The sequence below is a fragment of the uncultured Tepidimonas sp. genome, assembly GCF_938045175.1.
In the GTDB taxonomy this organism is placed as follows: domain Bacteria; phylum Pseudomonadota; class Gammaproteobacteria; order Burkholderiales; family Burkholderiaceae_C; genus Tepidimonas.
The window spans coordinates 1-18,800 of sequence record NZ_CALIND010000170.1 but is presented as its reverse complement, the minus strand read 5'-3'; the positions used below and the strand labels follow the sequence as shown (position 1 = coordinate 18,800).

Genomic DNA, 18,800 nt, shown 5'->3' with positions numbered 1-18,800 from the left:
CGCAGGATCTTGATCTTGAGTTCGAGGTTTTCGGTAGCGGCTTCCACGACGAGCTGCGCGCCCTGCAGGTCTTCGTAGCGCGTCGAGGGGCGGATGCGCGCGAGGGCGGCGTCTTTGTCGGCAGCGGAAATCTTTTCTTTCTTGAGCAGGCGATCCAGGCTGCCCTGGATGGTGGCCAAGCCCTTTTGCACGGCGGCGTCGCTGATGTCGACCATCACGACGGACAGGCCGCTGGTGGCGCACACCTGGGCGATGCCGTTGCCCATGGTGCCGGCGCCAATGATGCCGATGGTGTCGATACCCATGTCAAAAACTCCTCGAGGCGAATGGGGGTGAAGGGAACAGCCCCGATTATGCGGGGCCCCCAAAAGGCGACACCCCGCCACCTAGGGGGGCGGGGTGTCTCGGTCGCGTCAAGCCCCCCGCTGTGCGGGAGGCCGGCACGGGGTCGTTCAGGCCTTGGCAGCGGTGCTGCGCGGGGCCTTGGTGGCATTGACCGCGGTGGTGGCGACGGCCTTCAGGTTGGCCTCGGCCAGCTCGGTGGCTTGCTTGACGGCTTTTTGCACCGACTCCATGGCAGCGGCGGCGGTCGAGACGGCGTTTTTCATCGCGGCCACGGCCGGCTCGGTGCCCTGCGGGGCGTTCTTGACCGCTGTGTCGAGGGCGCTGACGAACTGCTTTTGCGCCTCGGCGGCCTGACCTTCGGCCACTTTGGCGAATTCGGCGCTCAGGCTGGAGGCGATGTCATACAGGTGGCGGCTGTAGGCCGCGGCCTTCTCGCCCATGGGCTGCAGCATCGCGTTTTGCAGCGCGACCAGGTCTTGCATGTCCTTGATGGACAGCATGGCTTGGGTGTGCTCGGCGCTTTCAGCCAGCAGGGTCTTGGCGGTTTGCAGGTTCAGCTCGGCGAGCTTTTCGACACCGGCCAGGGCTTTTTCACCCAAATCGAACGCGGTGGCGACGTTCTTTTTGTGCAGAGAGAGGATTTGTTCGACGGTCATCATGGTGAGACTCCTTTGAGAGCGGATGGGTGGATGGACGACAGGACCATTGCGCGCAACCTCCCTGGTGGTTTCCCCTGTTCCGGTTCGATCACCGACCGTTCATGCTGCGCTGCAACATGAGCCCAAGTATAGGGATTTGTGTGACATTCGCAAGTCATTTTGTTGCGCCGCAACAAAAATCCGACGAACGGTCGAGGCACGGTAGCAAGAACGCGCCGCGGCGGGTTCAGTGCGTGGGCTGCAGCGGCAGCTCGACGTGCCGCAGGTCCGGGTCATCCGGGTGGGGCGTGATGGCGAAGCCCAGCTTTTCCAGCAAGGCCAGCATGCCTTTGTTTTCGCGCAGCACGGTGCCCACGATGCGGCGCGTACCGTGCGCACGCAGGTAGCGGATGAGTTTGTCCATCAGCAGCCGCCCCAGCCCGCGGCCCTTGAGGTCGGAGCGCACCAGGATGCCGTATTCGGCCGTCTCGTTGTCCGGGTCGCAGATGCCGCGCACCACGCCGATCGTCTCCGGTTGGCCGTCGGGGCCGGTGCGGGTGGCGATGAACGCCATCTCGCGGTCGTAGTCGATTTGTGTCAGGCGCGCCAGTTCGCTGTGCTCGATGCTGCGGCGGCTGTAGAAGATGCGCAGGCGGATGTCCTCGGGATCCATCTTTTGCAGGAAGGCCAGGTGCTGTGCCTCGTCCTCCGGGCGGATCGGGCGCAGCGTCAGCGTCTCGCCATGCCAGTCGAGGGTCTCGATCAGCTCCTGCGGGTAGGGGCGGATGGCAAAGTGCGCCGCGCCCCCAGGGCGGTCGCGGCTGACGCGCACGCGCGCATCAAGGGCGATCGCCTCCTGGGCATCGACGAGCAGCGGGTTGATGTCGATTTCCGCGATCTCGGGAACGTCGGCCAGCAACTGTGAGACCGCCAGCAGCGCGGTGTGGATCGATGGGCGGTGCGCCGGCGGCACGTCGCGCCAGCCGCGCAGCAGGCGAGCGACGCGCGTGCGCTCGATGAGCGACTCGGCCAGCGCCACGTTCAGCGGTGGCAGCGCCAGCGCCCGGTCCGCCACCACCTCGACCGCCGTGCCACCCTGCCCGAACAGGATGACGGGGCCAAACAGCGGGTCGATGCTGGCGCCGACGATGAGCTCGTGCGCGCCGCGGCGCCGCACCATGGGCTGCACGGTAAAGCCGTCGATGCGCGCATCGGGGCGTCGTTGCGCGACGCGCGCCAGCATGGCGGCGGCGGCTTCGCGCACTTCTTGTGCGTTGTGCAGATCCAGCCGCACGCCGCCCACGTCGGATTTGTGCGTGATGTCGGCTGAGAGAATCTTGAGCACGACCGGGTAGCCCAGCGCCTCGGCCGCATCGACGGCCGCTTGCGGGTCGGCGCCGACCGTGCGGATGGGGGGCACGGGAATGCCCGCCAGGCGCAGCAGCTCCTTGGCCTGGGGTTCCGTGAGCCAGGTCTGCCCGTCGTCCAGCGCTTGGCGCACCAGGCGGCGAATGCCCTCCAGATCGAGCGCGAGCCCTGCAGGCAGCGCGGGCGGCGTTTCCATCAGCTCTGCCTGGTGCCGGTGGTACTGGCGCAGGAACGAAAAGGCGCGCACCGCCTCTTCTGGCGTGGGGTAGTCGGGGATACCCGCGGCACGAAAGCGTGCCCGCGCCTCGGCCACCGCGCCGTGGCCCAACCAGCAGCCCAGCACGCGCGGCGGCCGCTCGGCCACCAGCGGCAGCACCGCTTGGGCGATCTCGTCGCTGGGCACGATGGCGGTGGGGGCCTGGATGAACAAAATGGCGCTGTCGCGGTCGTCGCGCAGGATGCGCAGGGCATCCACGTAGCGCTGCGCAGGGGCGTCGCCGATGATGTCGACCGGATTGGCGCGCGACCAGTTGCCGGGCAGCACGGCGTCGAGCCGCGCCACCATTTCTGGGGTCAGGGTGGCGAGCTCCACGCCCATGTGTGCGGCGGCGTCGGCGGCCATCACCCCCGCGCCACCGCCGTTGGTCAAGATGAGCAGCCGCTCGCTGCGGTTGTCGCGGAAGCGCGCCAGCAGCTCCACGGCCAGAAACAACTGATGCAACGTGTTGACGCGCAGCATGCCCGCGCGCGAGATGGCGGCGTCGAACACGTCATCCGACCCGGCCAGCGCGCCCGTGTGCGAGGCCGCGGCGCGGCTGCCCTGCGCCGAGCGCCCGGCCTTGACCAGGATGACGGGCTTGTTGCGCGCCGCGGCGCGCGCGGCCGACATGAATTTGCGCGGCGCCGTGATCGACTCGACGTACATCAGGATGGCGCGCGTGCGCGCGTCGCTGCCCAGGTAGTCGAGCATGTCGCCGAAGTCCACGTCCGCGTGCTCACCGAGCGAGACGAAGTGCGAAAACCCGATGCCACGGTCGTTGGCCCAGTCGAGTACGGCCGTCACCAACGCCCCCGACTGCGAGACGAACGCAATCTGGCCCGGCTGAGCGTCCGCATGCGCAAAGCTGGCGTTGAGCCCAAGGTGGGGCACCAGCATACCGATGCAGTTGGGCCCCAGGATGCGCAGCGTGTGGCGGCGCGCGGCGTCGAGCATGGCCTGTTTCTGACGCGCGTCCAGGCCAGCGGTCACGACCACCGCGGCGCGCGTGCCGCGCGCGCCCAGGCGCGCGATCAGCCCGGGTACGGTGGCGGGCGGGGTGCAGATGACGGCCAGGTCGGGCGCACAGGGCAGGTCGTCTAGGTCGCGCGCCACGGGCACACCCAGCGCGGGCTGGCGCGGGTTGACGGCGAAGAGCACCCCCTGGAAGCCACGCGCCAGGTTGCGCCAGACGGTGCCACCGACGCTCCCCGGGCGGTCGGAGGCGCCAAAGACCGCGACCCGGCGCGGTGAAAACAGAAAATCGAGGTTGCGAATGCTCATGGCGCCGGCGGGGTATGGGTAGGCGCGGGGCGCCCGGGTGGGTTGGCATCGGTACGGGCGGGGCTGGTCATCCAGGCGATCAGCGCCGAGCGCATGGCCTCCTCGACGGACATCTCGATGGGAGTGATCCAGCTGCGCGGCACGAACAGGGTGTAGCCCCCGATCATGTAGCCCATGGGCAGGTACACCGCCACCCGGTCGCCGGGCAGAAAGCCGCTCGGCAGCCCCTGCAGATGGTGGCGCGTGACCAGGCCTACCACCTCCCATTCGGCGCCTGGGGGGCGCAGGATCACGACCTGCTGCGCCGCGGATTCGCGGCGTTGCGGGGAAAAATAGTCGGCAAACGTCTTGAGCGAGGCATAAATGCTCTTGACCACCGGCAGGTTGGTAAAGGGCAGCTCTACCCAGTCCAGCAGCCGGGCCGTGGCTTGTGTCGAGACCAGAAAGCCGACCACGAGCACCAGCGCAGCGGTCAGCAGCAGGCCCAGCCCGGGCACATAGAAGTCGCCGATCACCGGGCGCAGCAGCGACAGCGCGAGCTGCTCCGACCACACCACCAGCGCGGTCAGCAGGTACAGCGTGATGCCAATCGGCAGCAGGGCGAGCAGACCCCGCAGAAAGTATTGGGACAGACGTTTCATCGCAGCCGGGTGTAGCACGGATATGTGTCAGTCGGGCGACGCATCGGCGCGCCGCGACAGAGCCCATTGGTACAGCGCGTGCCGGGACGCGCCGGTGAGGGTGCTGGCCAGCCGCGCCGCGGTTTTGAGGGGCAGCTCTTGCAGCAGCACCTCGAGCGCGCGCGTGGCCTGCGCATCGAGCGCGTCCTCGCCGCGGGGGGGCGTCTCGTCCAGCGGGTGCACGACGAGCGTGAACTCGCCGCGTCGCCGCTGGGGGTCGGCCGCGAGCCACTGGCGCACCGCCGCGCACGGCAGGGTCACGATGTCTTCGAACTGTTTCGTCAGCTCGCGCCCGACGGTGACGGGGCGCTCGCCCAGTTCGGCCAGTTCGGCCGCCAGCGTATCGATGCGGTGCGGTGCCTCCAGCAACACCAGGCCCGTATCGCTGTGGCGCCAGCGCTGCCAGGCACGCGCGCGCGCCGCGCCTTTGGGGGGCAAAAAACCCACCACGGTGACGGTGCCCGCCGCGATGCCCGCCACACTGAGCAATGCGGTGACGCTGCTGGCACCGGGCACGGGCACGGTGCGCAGCCCGGCCCGGCGCACCGCGGCGCACAGGCGCGCCCCGGGGTCGCTCAAGCCCGGGGTGCCCGCGTCGCTGACGTAGGCGATGCGCTCGCCCCGCTGCAGCCGCGCGACGATGGTCTCGGCCGCGCGCGCCTCGTTGTGTTCGTGCACCGCCAGCAATGGCGCTTGCAGACCGTATGCCTGCAGCAGCCGTGCCGAGTGGCGCGTGTCCTCGCAGGCCACGGCATCGACCAGGCGCAGCACGTGCAGGGCGCGCAGGGTGATGTCGGCCAAGTTGCCGATTGGCGTGGCCACGACGTACAAGGTGCCGGCGGGATAATGCTGGGATGCGGCCAGCCGTCCGAGGGCATCCCCCGACGAGGGGTCGATGGCAGGCGTGGCGGCAGGCGCGGCAAGGGTATTCACGATGGCGACTCACGACAATCGACGATCGGCGCCGGTCCGCCCAGGCGGCAAGGCGCGCGGCGACGCTGCCGAAGCGCGGGCCCTGCAGTACCTGCAGTCGCATGGGCTGCGGTTGGTACAACGCAACGTGCGCAGCCCGGGCCGCGGCGGCGGCGAGGTCGATCTCATTATGGCCGAGGCTGACGGCACGCTGGTGTTCGTCGAGGTGCGTCAGCGCACGCGCGCCGATCACGGCGGGGCGGCGGCCAGTGTCGGCTGGGTCAAGCAGCGTCGCATCGTTTTTGCCGCGCGCCATTTTTTGGCCCGCTTGTCACACGTGCCGCGGTGCCGGTTCGACGTCGTGGTGATCGACGGGGAACTGGAGGGGCCCGAGCCGCCTCGCATCGAATGGTTGCGCGGCGCTTTCGATGCCACTGGCTGGGACTGACGCCGCAACCCGATAAGATTGCCCCCCATGCTTTTGCACCGCATCCAGCAACACCTCGTCGACGGCGCCGATTTGCAGTACCAGTGCGCGCAGGCCGTGGGCCCGGCGCTGGAGGCGGCGGTGGGCGCCCTGCTGGCCAGCCTGACCGCGGGCGGTAAGGTGCTGGTGTGGGGTACGGGCGTGTCGGCCGCACTGGCACAGTCGTTCGTCGCCCAGATGGTGGGACGCTTCGAGCGCGAGCGTCCCGAGCTGGCGGCGCTGGCGCTGGGGGTCGATGCGGCCCTCACGACCTCGGTGCCCATGGGCGCACCGCCCGGCGCCTCGCCCATCGTGCGTCAGTTGCGCGCGTTGGGCCTGCCCGGTGATACCCTTTTGGTCATTTCGGCCGTCCCCGACGCGCCCGATGCGCTGGCGGCGATCGAAGCCGCGCACGAGCGCGAGATGACCGTGGTGCTGCTGGCCAGTGCGCGGCCTGGTGTGCTGGCCGATGTGCTGCGGCCGACCGACGTCCTGGTCGCAGTGCCGACCGAGCGACCGGCGCGCGTGCACGAGGCACACCTGGTGGCGCTGCATGCCATCGGCGACGCCATCGACGTGCAATTGTTGGGTGAAGAAACCGAAGCGGAGATCCTCGAACCATGACAAAATTTTCGATACCGCGCAGGTCTTGGGCTTGCCGATTTGCACTGGCCGCATGTGCCGCCGCTGTCGGTCTGGTACCGCTGACAGGTTGCGCCCCACTGGTAGTGGGCGCCGCCGTGGGCGGCACGGTGCTGGTGGCCACCGATCGCCGCACCAGTGGTGCCCAGCTCGAAGATCAGGCCATCGAGCTCAAGGCCGCCAACCGGCTGCGCGAGGCATTGGGCGAGCGCGGCCGCATCAACGTCACCAGCTTCAACCGGCGTGTGCTGCTGACCGGCGAGATTGCCAGCGAGGCCGATCGCCAGACGGCGTTGCGCGTCGTGCAGGGCGTTGAAAATGTCGTGGCCGTGGTCGATGAGTTGGCGGTCATGGGGTCACCGTCGCTGAGCGCGCGTTCCGCCGACGCGTTGGTGACGGCACGGGTCAAGGCCGCGCTGCTCGACGCCAAGGACCTGCAGGCCAACGCGTTCAAGGTCGTGACCGAGCGCGGCACCGTCTATCTGATGGGGCTGGTGACGCAGCGCGAGGCCAACCGCGCCGCCGAGGTGGTGCGCACCGTGCCCGGTGTGCAGCGCGTCGTGCGGGTGTTCGAAATCATCAGCGAGGCCGATCTGGCGCGGTTGCAGCCGTCCCCGCCCCCGCAAAACACCCCGGCCACGCCGCCCCAGTGACGCCCGGCGGGCGGATCGGTGGGTTTCAGCGCAGGCGCCGGATCAGGCTGGACGTGTCCCAGCGGCCGCCACCCATTTGCTGGATATCGCCGTAAAACTGGTCCACCAGCGCCGTCACGGGCAGACGCGCGCCGTTGCGGCGCGCCTCCTGCAGCACGAGCGCGAGGTCTTTGCGCATCCAGTCCACGGCAAAACCAAAGTCGAAGCGGTCCTCGACCATGGTCTTGCCCCGGTTGTCCATCTGCCAGCTCTGGGCGGCGCCCTTGCCGATCACGTCCAGCACCAGTGGCATGTCCAAGCCAGCGCGCTGCCCGAAGGCGATGGCTTCGGCCAGTCCCTGCACCAGACCCGCGATGCAAATCTGATTCACCATCTTGGCCAACTGGCCGGCACCGCTGTCGCCGATGCGCGTGACCGCGCGTGCGTAGGCAGCGATGACCGGGCGGGCGCGCTCGAACGCCTGCACATCGCCGCCGCACATGACGGTGAGCACGCCATTTTCGGCCCCTGCCTGACCGCCGGAGACGGGCGCGTCGATGAAGTGCAAGCCCCGCGCGCGCGCTTGCGCGTCGAGTTCGCGCGCCACTTCGGCCGACGCCGTCGTGTGATCGACGAAGATCGCCTCGGGCGCCATGCCGGCGAAGGCGCCGTGCTCACCCAGCGTGACCTGGCGCAGATCGTCGTCGTTGCCGACGCAGGCAAAGACCAGCGCGGCCCCGGCGGCGGCCTCGCGCGGCGTCGCTGCTGCGGCGACACCCAGGTGTCGGAAGGCCTGCACGAATGCCTGCGCCTTGGATGGGGTGCGGTTGTAGACCGTCACGCGGTGGCCGGCCAGCGCCAGGTGCGCCGCCATCGGGTAGCCCATGACGCCCAGTCCCAAAAAGGCGACACGATGCGAGGCGATGGGTTCGTAGCTGGGTTTGGGTTGAACGGTCGGGGACATGGGGTGGGGGTCAGACGATTTGCAAGTGTTCGGTGCCGGCCGCCAGGTCGCTGTTGCGGGCGCGCTGGCTCTCCAGCTTGATGCGCAGCTTGATGTCGTTTTGCGAGTCGGCGTTGCGCACCGCGTCTTCGTAGGAAATCTGGCGCGCCTCGAAAGCATCGAACAGCGCTTGGTCGAAGGTTTGCATCCCGACCTCGGTGCTGCGCTTCATCACTTCCTTGATCTCGTGGATCTCGCCCTTCATGATGAGGTCAGCGATCAGGGCGCTGTTGAGCAGCACTTCGACGATGGCCACGCGCCCCTTGCCATCCTCGCGTGGCAGCAGTCGCTGTGCCACCATGCCGCGTAGGTTGAGCGAGACGTCCTTGAGCAATTGCGCGTGACGGTCCTGCGGGAAGAAGTTGATGATGCGCTCCATCGCCTGGTTGGCGCTGTTGGCGTGCAGCGTGGCCAGGCACAGGTGGCCGGTTTCGGCAAACGCGATCGCGTGCTCCATGGTTTCGCGGTCGCGGATCTCGCCCATGAGGATGACGTTGGGTGCCTGCCGCAGCGAGTTCTTGAGCGCGATTTCCCAGTTGTCGGTGTCGATGCCGATCTCGCGCTGGGTGACGATACAGTTTTTGTGGGTGTGGACGAACTCCACCGGATCCTCGATGGTGACGATGTGCTCGTGCGTGTGCTCGTTGCGCCAGTCGACCATCGCCGCCAGTGTGGTGGATTTGCCGGTGCCCGTGCCGCCGACAACGATGCAGATGCCGCGCTTGGCCAGCGCCAGCTGCTTGAGGACCTGCGGCAGGCCGAGTTCGTCGATGGTCGGGATGCGCGACGGGATGGTGCGCAACACCAGCCCCACCTTGCCCATTTGCACGAAGGCGTTGACGCGAAAGCGCCCGATGCCGGCCGGCGCGATGGCGAAGTTGCACTCCTTGGTGCGCTCGAACTCGGCCGCCTGCTTGTCGTTCATGATGGCGCGCGCCAGCGCCTGTGTGTGTTGGCCCGTCAGTGGCTGCGGCGACACGCGCGTGATGGCCCCGTCGACCTTGATCGCCGGCGGGAAGTCGGCCGTCAGAAACAGGTCGCTGCCGTTGCGGCTGATCAGCAGCCGCAGCAGTTCGTGGATGAAGTTGCTTGCTTGATCGCGTTCCATGGCGCGCTCCTGGCCGGCAGGCCGTCAGACGGGGAAATTGTCCGGGATCTTGGCTTTGCTGCGCGCTTCCTGGGCCGTCACCACGTTGCGCCGCACCAGTTCGATGAGTGCCTGGTCCAGCGTCTGCATGCCGTGCTGCTGCCCGGTCTGGATGGCCGAGTACATCTGCGCCACCTTGTTTTCCCGGATCAGGTTGCGGATGGCGGGCGTGCCCACCATGATCTCGTGCGCGGCCACCCGGCCTTTGCCATCGGCCGTCTTGAGCAGGGTCTGCGAGATCACCGCCACCAGCGACTCGGACAGCATGGTGCGGATCATGTCCTTTTCTTCGGCCGGGAACACGTCCACGATACGGTCGACGGTTTTGGCCGCGCTCGACGTGTGCAGGGTGCCGAAGACAAGGTGACCGGTTTCGGCGGCGGTCATCGCCAGCCGGATGGTCTCCAGGTCACGCATTTCACCCACCAGGATCACGTCCGGGTCTTCGCGCAGTGCCGAGCGCAGCGCAGCCGAGAACGAGTGGGTCATGGGCCCAACCTCGCGCTGGTTGATCAGGCACTTCTTGGGTTCGTGCACGAATTCGATCGGATCCTCGATCGTCAGGATGTGCCCGGCGTCGTTTTCGTTGCGGTGGTTGACCATGGCCGCCAGCGTGGTCGATTTGCCCGAGCCGGTGGGCCCGGTGACCAGCACCAGCCCGCGCGGCTTCATGGCCAGGTCGGCGAAGATGCGCGGGCAGTTCAAGTCCTCCAGCGTCAACACCTTGGAGGGAATGGTGCGAAACACGGCAGCGGCACCGCGGTGCTGGTTGAACGCATTGACCCGAAAGCGCGACAGCCCCGCGATCTCGAACGAGAAGTCGCACTCCAGGAACTCCTCGTACGCCTTGCGCTGGGCATCGGTCATGATGTCGTACACCATGCCGTGCACCTGTTTGTGGTCCAGCGGCTCGACATTGATGCGCCGCACGTCGCCGTGCACCCGTATCATCGGCGGCAGGCCCGCCGATAGGTGCAAGTCCGATGCCTTGTTTTTGACCGCGAAGGCCAGCAGTTGTGTCACATCCATTTGTCCCCATTATGGCAACGATCGCCGCCAACCTCCAAGCCGTGCGTGCGCGCATCCAACAGGCCTGCCTGCGCCATGGGCGCGATCCGGCGTCGGTGCGGCTGCTGGCCGTCTCCAAGACGTTTGGTCCCGACGCCGTTGCCGAGGCCCACGCGGCCGGACAGCGCGCCTTCGGCGAAAACTATGTGCAAGAGGGTGTGGCCAAGATCGATGCCGTGCGCGCGCGTGGCATCGAGGGGCTGGAGTGGCACTGCATCGGGCCGCTGCAGAGCAACAAGACGCGGCTCGTGGCCGAGTCGTTCGATTGGGTGCAGTCGATCGATCGGCTCAAGATCGCCCAGCGCCTGAGCGAGCAGCGCCCGGCGCACCGGCCGCCGCTGCAGGTGTGCCTGCAGGTCAACGTCGATGGGGCGGCCACGAAGGCCGGTGTGGCGCCGCACGAGGCGCTGGCGCTGGCGCGCGCGGTGGTGGCGCTGCCGCGCTTGCGGCTGCGTGGCCTGATGGCCATCCCCGACCCGCAACCCACGCCCACCGCGATGCGGGCGGTCTTTGCGCGCGTGGCAGCGCTGTTTGCCGAGGTTCGTGCGGGCCTGGGCAACCCAGACGGGTTCGACACCCTCTCGATGGGGATGAGCGACGATCTGGAGGCCGCCATCTCCGAAGGCAGCACGATGGTGCGGGTCGGCAGTGCCATCTTCGGTCGCCGACCGCCGCCCACCGAGCCGCGGTAATGCGGGAGCTCGGGATCGCGTACCGCCCCCGCGTGGCGTGATCAGGTCAGCGTCATCAGACTCGCATTGCCGCCCGCCGCGGCGGTGTTGGTGCTGACGCTGCGCTCGGCAAGCAACCCGGGCGGCAGGGTGTCCGCTCCTTGCCACGCTTGAACCGGGATGACCGGGCCGACACGGACTGCGATCCGCTGCTGCACGTCGATCAGCGCGCTCGCATCCCCGTCGAACAGCACGGCGTCGAAGTCGCTGGCCCCGTCCTCGGTCGGCTCCCCACCCGTGGCGCGCACCCGCGCTTGCATGGCTTGGCGCACGCTGGCGTCGCTGGCCACGCACAGCACGCGCTGGCGGGGCAGCAGCCGGTATTCGTCGCGCTGCCCAGTGGGGCCACGCAGCAGCAGCGGCGTGCGCCAGTCCTCGGGTTGTGGCGCGCCCGCAAACGCCAGGGCGCGTGTCACGGCATCCGCGGGGGCGCGTGCCAGCAGCCGGTACAGATACAGGGGGCCGCCTGCCTTCGGTCCGGTGCCCGACAGCCCCTCGCCGCCGAATGGTTGCACGCCCACCACGGCGCCCACCATGTTGCGGTTGACGTAGTGATTGCCCGCGCGCACGGTGTGGGTCAGGTGCTCGATGGTCTCGTCGATGCGGCTGTGCACGCCAAACGTCAGTCCGTAGCCGGTGGCGTGGATGGCCTCGACGAGCTCGCCCAGTTGCTCGCGTCGCCAGCGCACCACGTGCAGCACGGGGCCGAAGACCTCGCGCGTGGGCAACGTGAGTCCAGGCAGCTCGATCACGGTGGGCGGCACGAAGGTCCCGGCCCCTGCCTGCGGTGGCAGCGGGACTTGCCACACCGGGTAGCCGCGCGCGCGCATCGCCTCGATATGGCGCAGGATGCCGTCGCGCGCTGCCGCGTCGATGACCGGCCCGACATCGGTGGCCAGCCGCCCCGGGTCGTCCACGCGCAGCTCGGCCATCGCGCCGCGCAGCATGGTCAGGATGCGGTCGGCCGCCTCCTCTTGCACGCACAGCACGCGTAGGGCCGAGCAGCGCTGCCCCGCGCTGTCGAAGGCGGAGGTGAGGACGTCTTGCACCACCTGCTCCGGCAGGGCCGAGGTGTCGACCACCATGGCGTTTTGGCCGCCCGTCTCGGCCACCAGCGGCACGGGTCGCACGCGGCCGTCCGGGTCGCGCGCCACCCGCTGGGCCAGCGAGCGCTGCAGCAGCCGCGCGACCTCGGTGGAGCCGGTGAACAGCACGCCCGCCGTCGCCGGGTCGGCCACCAGCGCCGCGCCCACCGTCTCGCCCGCGCCCGGCAGCAGTTGCAACACGTCGCGCGGCACCCCTGCGTCGTGCAGCCACGCGGTCATGCGCGCGGCGATCAGGGGCGTTTGCTCCGCCGGTTTGGCCACCACGGGGTTGCCCGCGGCCAGTGCGGCCGCAATCTGGCCGGTGAAGATCGCCAGCGGAAAGTTCCACGGGCTGATGCAGACCACGGGGCCGAGGACGGGCGCGTCGGCTGGCCAATGGGCGTCGGTGATTTGGGCGGCGTAGTAGCGCAAGAAGTCGATCGCCTCGCGGACCTCGGCCACGGCGTTGGCGGCGGTCTTGCCCGCTTCGCGCATCAGCAGGGCCACGCAGCCCGGCAGATCGGCTTGCAGCCGGTCGGCGGCGGCGCGCAACACCGCCGCACGCTGCGCGGGCGGCGTGTGGGCCCAGGTGGCCGCGGCCCGCGCGGCGGCGTGCAGGGCCGTGCGCGCATCGTCCGCGCTGGCTTCGTGGACCACCCCGACGACGTCGGCGTGGCGCGCGGGGTTGCGCACCGTGCGCGCGGGGCCGCTGGGGGTGGCCCCATCGGCCAGCAGCGCCTGCGCCTGCAGCGGCGCACGGCGGCTGTCGGTGAGCGCTTGTTGCAGCATGGCCAGTGCGGCCTCGTCGGCCAGATCCAGCCCGGCGCTGTTGGCCCGCGCGCCGCCGTAGAGTGCCGCCGGGGCGGGAATGTGGGGGTGCGGTCGGCCGACTTGCCCCTCGGCCGCGGCCCACGCCTGCACGGTGGCCACCGGATCTTCGGTCAGTGCCTCCAACGGAATGGCCGGGTCGGCGACGCGGTGCACGAACGAGGTGTTGGCGCCGTTTTCCAGCAGCCGCCGCACCAAATAGGCCAGCAGCGTCTCGTGGGTACCCACCGGCGCGTAGATGCGGCACGGCCGTCCCAGACCGCCCGCGCTGGGCGGCGCGACGACCTGCTCGTACAGCGGCTCGCCCATGCCATGCAGGCACTGAAACTCGTACTGCTGCGGGTGCCACGTCGAGGGATCGGCCATCTCGTGGATGGCGGCGAGCGTGTGCGCGTTGTGGGTGGCAAACTGCGGAAACACCGCGTCGGGTGCCGCCAGCAGCCGGCGTGCGCACGCCAGGTAGGACACGTCCGTGTACGCTTTGCGGGTATAGACCGGGTAGTCCAGGCCGTCGAGTTGCGCGCGCTTGATTTCGCTGTCCCAATACGCGCCCTTGACCAAGCGCACCAGCAGCCGGTGGCCGCTGCGTCGCGCCAGCGCGATGACATGGTCCACCACCGCCGGGGCACGCTTCTGATAGGCCTGGATGACGAAGCCGATACCGTTCCAGCCCGCCAGGGTCGGCTCGTGGCACAGGCGCTCGAGCAGGTCGAGCGAGAGTTCGAGCCGCTCGCTTTCCTCGGCGTCGATGTGCAGGCCGATATCCACGGCACGCGCGGCCTGCGCCAGCGCCAGCAGGCGCGGGTAGAGCTCCTCCATGACGCGAGCATATTGCGCGCGGCTGTAGCGCGGGTGCAAGGCCGACAGCTTGATCGACACGCCGGGGCCGTCGATGACGCCTCGGCCCGCGTTGGCCGCGCCGATCGCGTCGGTCGCGTGGCGGTAGGCCTCGAAATAGCGCTGTGCGTCGTCGGCGGTCAACGCCGCTTCACCCAGCATGTCGTAGGAGTAGCGAAAGCCCTGCGCCTCGCGCCGCTGCGCACGGCGCAGGGCGCCTTCGATCGTCTCGCCCATGACGAATTGTTCGCCCATCAGGCGCATGGCCAGATCCACCCCTTGGCGCACCAGCGGCTCACCACCACGGCGCAGCAGCCGCGCCAGCGCGCTGCCCAGCCCATCTTCGCTGTGGGTGGCGGTGAGTTTGCCCGTCAGCAGCAGGCCCCAGGTGGCGGCGTTGACGAACAGCGATGGGCTGCGGCCCAGGTGCGCACGCCAATCGCCGCGGCCGATCTTGTCGCGGATGAGCGCGTCGCGCGTGGCGGCGTCCGGGATGCGCAGCAGGGCCTCGGCCAGACACATCAGGGCCACGCCTTCCTGGGAGGACAGCGCGTACTCCTGCAGCAGCGCTTGCACCAGCCCCTCCCGTCCCGCCTGGGGTGCCCGGGCGCGCAGCGCACCGGCGAGCCGTTGGGCCAGGGCGGCGACCCGCTCGCGCTGCGCATCGGGCAGGTGGGCCAGCTCCAGCAGGGCGGGCAGCAACGCGGTCTCGGCTGCCCGGTGGCGTGGCGGCAGCGCGCGCATGGTGTCGGCGCGCGGCCACGTGGGGGGCGAAAAGGGCGGCTGCACCCAGTCGGGTACGGGTGACAAAGATTCGCGGTGCGCGTTCATGGTTCGGCTTCCGAGGCTAATATTGCGAAAGTTTGCAGCCGATAATTCCGAATAGGATTTCTTTTTTTGGCGATGGAGTAGTGAAAATGTCGGAAGTGACGGGCGCCGCTCGACCCCTGCACGAGCTCGACCGCATCGACCTGCGCATCCTGGATGTACTGCAGCGCGACGGGCGCATCACGAATCTGAAGTTGGCCGAGGCGGTGGCGTTATCGCCGACGGCGGTCCTGGCACGGGTGCAGCGCCTGACGCGCGAGGGCTACATCCTGGGGTACGAGGCGCGGCTCGACCCGGCAAAGCTCGGTGCCGGGCTGTTGGTGTTCGTGGAGGTGCTGCTCGATCGCACCACCCCCAACGTGTTCGAACAGTTCAAGGCTGCGGTGCAAGCGGCCCCCCAGGTGCTGGAGTGCCACATGGTGGCGGGTGGCTTCGACTACCTGGTCAAGACGCGCGTGGCCGATATGGCCGACTACCGCCGCTTTGCGGGCGACGTGCTGTGGCAGCTGCCCGGCGTGCGCGAGACGCGCACCTATGCCGTCATGGAGGAGGTGAAACATACCCACCGCCTCCCGCTGTTGCGGTAGGCGCGGTGGGTACGGGTGCCCTCAAGCCGCGCGGCGCAGCGCGGCCCGGCGCGCGCGCAGCGTGCCGAACAGGTCTTTCGGGTCGTCGAGGGTGGGGATCAAATCCAACGTCTCGCCCAGTCCCAGGCGCTGCGCGGTCTCGTACACGAAGCACAAGGCCGAATAATCCTCCAGCGCGAAGCCGACCGAATCGAACACGGTCACGTCCTGCGCGCTTTGGCGTCCCGGGGCGCGCTGGGTCAGCACTTCCCACAGCTCGGTGACCGGAAAATCGGGCGGCAGTTGCTGGATGTCCCCCTCGATGCGGGTCTGGGGGGCGTACTCGACGAACACGCGGCCCATGCGCAACACATCGGCGTGAAGCTCGGTCTTGCCCGGGCAGTCCCCGCCGACCGCGTTGATGTGCATGCCGGGCTCGATCATTTCTGGTGTCAGGATGGTGGCGTTGGTCTTGTCGGCGGTGACGGTGGTGACGATGTCTGCGCCCCGCACCGCTTCGGCCGTGCTGGTACAGCGCGTCAGCACCAGGCCGCTGTCGTGCAGGTTGGCCACGAGTTTGTCGGTGGCGGCGGGGTCGGTGTCGAACAGGCGCAGCTCGGTGATGCCGAGCAGGTGCTGGAACGCCAGCGCCTGAAACTCGGCCTGCGCACCGTTGCCGATCAGCGCCATCACCCGGCTGTCGGGGCGCGCCAGGGCTTGCGCGGCGAGCGCCGACATGGCCGCGGTGCGCAGCGCGGTGGTCAGCGTTAGTTCGCTCAGCAGCAGTGGCGCGCCGGTGCGCACGTCGGCCAGTACGCCGAATGCCATCACCGTGGGCAGCCCGTCGCGCGTGTTTTTGGGGTGGCCATTGACGTATTTGAAGCTGTAGCGCACGGTGTCGGCGATCGGCATCAGTTCGATGACGCCGACGTCCGAATGGTTGGCCACGCGCGCCGTTTTGTCGAAGTCGCTCCACCGGCAAAAATCGGCGCGGACGCGCTGGGCGATGTCACGAATGCTCTGCGCCACGCCAACCGTCTGCACCAGCCGCACCATGGTCGGTGCGCTGATGTAGCGGGTGGCGATGCGGGGCGTCAGCGGGAAAGGGGTGGTCATGCGGGTCTCCAGTCGTGTCGGTGTGCGGCTCCTCGGGAGCGGGAGCGCTGCGTGTACCCCGCAGTGTGCGCCAGACGCCTGTCAAAGTAAAACGTCAAAACGTTGACGTTTCGTTGGTAGGTTGACGAAATGCCAAAGATCGATTGTCAATATGTCAGAATGCGAGCACGATGGACGAGATCGACCAAGCCCTCATCGCGCTGCTGCGCCGCAACGCTCGCCTGAGCGTCGCCGATTTGGCCTACAAACTGAACGTCTCGCGCGGCACCGTGACCAACCGCATGCGCAAGCTGGAAGACGCGGGCGTCATCCTCGGCTACACGGTGCGCCTGCGCCCCGAGGCCGAGCCCGAGCGCATCCGCGCCTGGATGAGCGTGCTGGTCGAGGGCAACCAGACGCGTGCGGTGATCGCCAGCCTGCTGGGCGAGCCGGGGGTGGTGAAATTGCACGACACCAACGGTCGCTGGGACTTGCTGGCCGAGCTGGAGGCGCTGTCCATGCACGAGCTGTCAGACATCCTCGAGCGCATCCGGCTGATCAAGGGCATCCACAGCACCGAGACCAGCATCCACCTGCGCACGTACCGTTGAGGGCGTCGGTGCAGCCCAGCGGCGCCGGTCGCTACAGGGCCGCGGTGGCGACGATCTCGATCTTCCACTCGGGCCGCGCTAGGCGCGCTTGCACCGTGGCGCGCGGCGGCGTGTGCCCCGTGGGCACCCACGCGTCCCAGGCGCGGTTCATGCCGTCGTAGTCCGCCAGGTCGGCCAGAAAAATCTGCACCATCAGCAGCCGCGTTTTGTCGGTGCCCGCGCGTGCCAGCAGGGCGTCGATCATGCCCAGCACCTGACGCGTCTGGCCTTCGATGTCTTGGGTCGGATCGTCGGGCACCTGCCCCGCCAAATAAACCGTGCCGTGGTGGATGGCCATCTCGGACAAGCGCGGTCCGACGTCGAAGCGTTGCACCATGGTTGAATCCTTCATCAGGGAGGGGTTGAACCGGGGCTGGCACGCCGGGTCTGCGCCGCCAGCGCGCATCGAGCCGCGGCCAAGTCCCAGCCGGCCCAGCCGCAGCTCTTGGAAAAATGGGGCCATCGTGACATGCCACCCGCTGCCAGGCGGGGGTTTCGCACACCACATCGGCCAGTGTGGGCAATGCAGTGACGTCGATTCCTGCCTGCAGCAGATCGCCGGCCTCGTGGTCCGCGTCGCGGGTGTCCACCAACAGGGTGCCTGTCGCGGCCACGTGCCGACAAACCGTTGGTGCCCATTCCACCATGCGGGGGGTGAAAGCCCCCACTGCCACCACAAAGGCGTCGGGCCGGGGCGCGGTGTGCAGCACGACCGTGTGGGCGGGCGTACAGCTAACAACCAGTGGGCAGTCCGCCAATGCGGCGTTGGCATCGTCCACGTGCCGCGCTTGCAGTCCCAAGGACCGGGCATGACGCACCAAGGCGTCCGCACTGGCGGCGCTGCGGGAGGCAATGTGCGCTTCACGCACGCCCAAGCCAACGGCAAACGCCTCGAGGTGGGCGCGGCCTTGTACCCCGGCTCCCACGATCAGTAGCGGGCCCTGCGGCTTGGGCGCGAGCCGACGCGCCGCCAACAGCGATACCGCCGCCGTGCGCCGTGCGGTGACGGTGGGGCCGTCCAGCACCAGGCGTCGGCGGCCATCGCGCGCATCGAACACCAGGACGTCGCCTTGGATCGTGGCCAGCCCGCGCGAGGGGTTGTCGGCGACGAACGTGATGAGTTTGGTGATGGCGACCGTCTCATCGAACGCCGGCATCACGAACAGACTACCGCCTGCCGCGAGTGTCAGCACCTGGCGCGGCGGAACGGTGACGCGAGCGTCGCGCAGCACGGCCTCGATGGTGTCCGCCAAGCTGGGATAGGGCAAGGCGTCGGCCGTGGCGCGCGGGTCGAGCCAAACGGGTGATGTCATGGGCTGGGGTGGGTGGCATCCGGCGCGGTGGTGGCGTGACCCGACGGCGCCGCCAACGGCAGGGTGAACGCGAACGTGGCACCCTGCTCGGGCTGGCTCTCCGCCCAGATGCGGCCGCCGTGGCGCTCGATGATGCGGCGGCACAGCGCCAGGCCGATACCCGTGCCTTCGAAGTCCTGCGGGCGGTGCAGGCGCTGAAAGACACCGAACAAGCGCTCGGCCCGCGCGGGGTCGAAGCCGACGCCGTTGTCGCGCACCCAGAATACGGCTTCGCGAGTGCCATCGGACGCATCGCGTACCTCGCCCCCTGCCGTGATGATGGCGGGCTGGCGCGGGCGGCTGTATTTGAACGCATTGCCCAGCAGGTTGTCCCAGACCTGGGACAGCAGCAGGGGGTCGCCCTCCACCGCAGGTAAACCGGCGGGC

Annotated in this window: 18 protein-coding genes and 1 pseudogene; 6 read left to right on the top strand and 13 right to left on the bottom strand. The window is 68.8% G+C overall.

Features of this window, described 5'->3' with window-relative positions; all coding sequences use genetic code 11:
* The 5 genes from Q0716_RS08930 to rsmI form a co-directional block, all read right to left on the bottom strand.
* A partial coding sequence (locus Q0716_RS08930) for a 3-hydroxyacyl-CoA dehydrogenase NAD-binding domain-containing protein (RefSeq protein ID WP_299022229.1) occupies positions 1–305 on the bottom strand: 305 nt, incomplete at its 3' end.
* A 147-nt stretch (positions 306–452) separates the two neighbouring features.
* Positions 453–1,004 carry a phasin family protein gene (locus Q0716_RS08925; protein WP_299022226.1) on the bottom strand — a complete coding sequence of 184 codons (552 nt, stop codon included), beginning with the start codon at positions 1,002–1,004 and terminating at the stop codon, positions 453–455.
* Between the two features lie 226 nt (positions 1,005–1,230).
* A complete protein-coding gene (locus Q0716_RS08920) occupies positions 1,231–3,891 on the bottom strand; it encodes a bifunctional acetate--CoA ligase family protein/GNAT family N-acetyltransferase (protein ID WP_299022223.1) in 2,661 nt (886 codons plus the stop codon).
* Complete coding sequence (locus Q0716_RS08915; RefSeq protein ID WP_299022220.1) at positions 3,888–4,532, bottom strand: DUF502 domain-containing protein; 645 nt, start codon at positions 4,530–4,532, stop codon at positions 3,888–3,890. The genes Q0716_RS08920 and Q0716_RS08915 overlap by 4 nt, the downstream gene beginning before the upstream one ends.
* 27 nt (positions 4,533–4,559) lie before the next feature.
* Positions 4,560–5,468 (bottom strand): 16S rRNA (cytidine(1402)-2'-O)-methyltransferase, encoded by a 909-nt coding sequence (gene rsmI / locus Q0716_RS08910; RefSeq protein ID WP_299022234.1) that lies wholly within the window; start codon positions 5,466–5,468, stop codon positions 4,560–4,562.
* Positions 5,469–5,505: 37 nt separating this feature from the next.
* On the opposite strand from rsmI, the gene Q0716_RS08905 reads away from it, so the two are divergent.
* The 3 genes from Q0716_RS08905 to Q0716_RS08895 all read left to right on the top strand — a co-directional run bounded on the left by Q0716_RS08905 (position 5,506) and on the right by Q0716_RS08895 (position 7,244).
* Positions 5,506–5,931 carry a YraN family protein gene (locus tag Q0716_RS08905; protein WP_299022217.1) on the top strand — a complete coding sequence of 142 codons (426 nt, stop codon included), beginning with the start codon at positions 5,506–5,508 and terminating at the stop codon, positions 5,929–5,931.
* A gap of 27 nt (positions 5,932–5,958) precedes the next feature.
* Positions 5,959–6,573, top strand: a complete 615-nt coding sequence (locus Q0716_RS08900) for an SIS domain-containing protein (RefSeq protein WP_299022216.1) — start codon at positions 5,959–5,961, stop codon at positions 6,571–6,573.
* Positions 6,574–6,677: 104 nt separating this feature from the next.
* Positions 6,678–7,244, top strand: coding sequence for a BON domain-containing protein (locus Q0716_RS08895; protein ID WP_366139730.1), 567 nt, complete (start codon positions 6,678–6,680; stop codon positions 7,242–7,244).
* Between the two features lie 25 nt (positions 7,245–7,269).
* Here the strand turns inward: Q0716_RS08895 and Q0716_RS08890 are convergent, their stop codons facing one another.
* From Q0716_RS08890 to Q0716_RS08880, 3 genes are read right to left on the bottom strand one after another with little or no spacing between them, the layout of a single operon-like run.
* Positions 7,270–8,187, bottom strand: a complete 918-nt coding sequence (locus Q0716_RS08890) for an NAD(P)-dependent oxidoreductase (protein WP_299022211.1) — start codon at positions 8,185–8,187, stop codon at positions 7,270–7,272.
* Between the two features lie 10 nt (positions 8,188–8,197).
* Positions 8,198–9,334 (bottom strand): PilT/PilU family type 4a pilus ATPase, encoded by a 1,137-nt coding sequence (locus tag Q0716_RS08885; RefSeq protein WP_299022208.1) that lies wholly within the window; start codon positions 9,332–9,334, stop codon positions 8,198–8,200.
* Positions 9,335–9,358: 24 nt separating this feature from the next.
* Positions 9,359–10,402, bottom strand: a complete 1,044-nt coding sequence (locus Q0716_RS08880) for a type IV pilus twitching motility protein PilT (protein ID WP_299022206.1) — start codon at positions 10,400–10,402, stop codon at positions 9,359–9,361.
* An 11-nt stretch (positions 10,403–10,413) separates the two neighbouring features.
* Here Q0716_RS08880 and Q0716_RS08875 point away from each other — a divergent pair, with 11 nt between their 5' ends.
* Positions 10,414–11,133, top strand: a complete 720-nt coding sequence (locus Q0716_RS08875; RefSeq protein ID WP_299022203.1) for a YggS family pyridoxal phosphate-dependent enzyme — start codon at positions 10,414–10,416, stop codon at positions 11,131–11,133.
* Between the two features lie 41 nt (positions 11,134–11,174).
* On the opposite strand, the gene putA is transcribed toward Q0716_RS08875, so the two are convergent.
* Positions 11,175–14,666, bottom strand: a complete 3,492-nt coding sequence (gene putA, locus Q0716_RS08870; RefSeq protein ID WP_299022232.1) for a bifunctional proline dehydrogenase/L-glutamate gamma-semialdehyde dehydrogenase PutA — start codon at positions 14,664–14,666, stop codon at positions 11,175–11,177.
* A gap of 173 nt (positions 14,667–14,839) precedes the next feature.
* Between putA and Q0716_RS08865 the strand changes: the two genes are divergently transcribed.
* Entirely contained in the window at positions 14,840–15,337 is a 498-nt protein-coding gene (locus tag Q0716_RS08865; RefSeq protein WP_299022200.1) for an Lrp/AsnC ligand binding domain-containing protein, read from the top strand.
* 21 nt (positions 15,338–15,358) lie between these two features.
* On the opposite strand, the gene Q0716_RS08860 is transcribed toward Q0716_RS08865, so the two are convergent.
* The gene (locus Q0716_RS08860) at positions 15,359–16,432 is read right to left on the bottom strand and encodes an ornithine cyclodeaminase (protein ID WP_299022197.1); all 1,074 of its coding nucleotides are present in this window, start codon (positions 16,430–16,432) and stop codon (positions 15,359–15,361) included.
* A gap of 170 nt (positions 16,433–16,602) precedes the next feature.
* Between Q0716_RS08860 and Q0716_RS08855 the strand changes: the two genes are divergently transcribed.
* The gene (locus Q0716_RS08855) at positions 16,603–17,022 is read left to right on the top strand and encodes an Lrp/AsnC family transcriptional regulator (RefSeq protein ID WP_299022194.1); all 420 of its coding nucleotides are present in this window, start codon (positions 16,603–16,605) and stop codon (positions 17,020–17,022) included.
* 31 nt (positions 17,023–17,053) lie between these two features.
* Here the strand turns inward: Q0716_RS08855 and Q0716_RS08850 are convergent, their stop codons facing one another.
* From Q0716_RS08850 to Q0716_RS08840, 3 genes and pseudogenes are all read right to left on the bottom strand, one after another.
* Positions 17,054–17,398, bottom strand: coding sequence for a RidA family protein (locus tag Q0716_RS08850; protein ID WP_299022192.1), 345 nt, complete (start codon positions 17,396–17,398; stop codon positions 17,054–17,056).
* Between the two features lie 211 nt (positions 17,399–17,609).
* A pseudogene (locus tag Q0716_RS08845) lies at positions 17,610–18,374 on the bottom strand (delta(1)-pyrroline-2-carboxylate reductase family protein); the annotation flags it as partial.
* The coding region (locus Q0716_RS08840) for an ATP-binding protein (RefSeq protein WP_299022190.1) at positions 18,371–18,800 on the bottom strand (430 nt) is incomplete at its 5' end. The pseudogene Q0716_RS08845 and the gene Q0716_RS08840, both read right to left, overlap by 4 nt.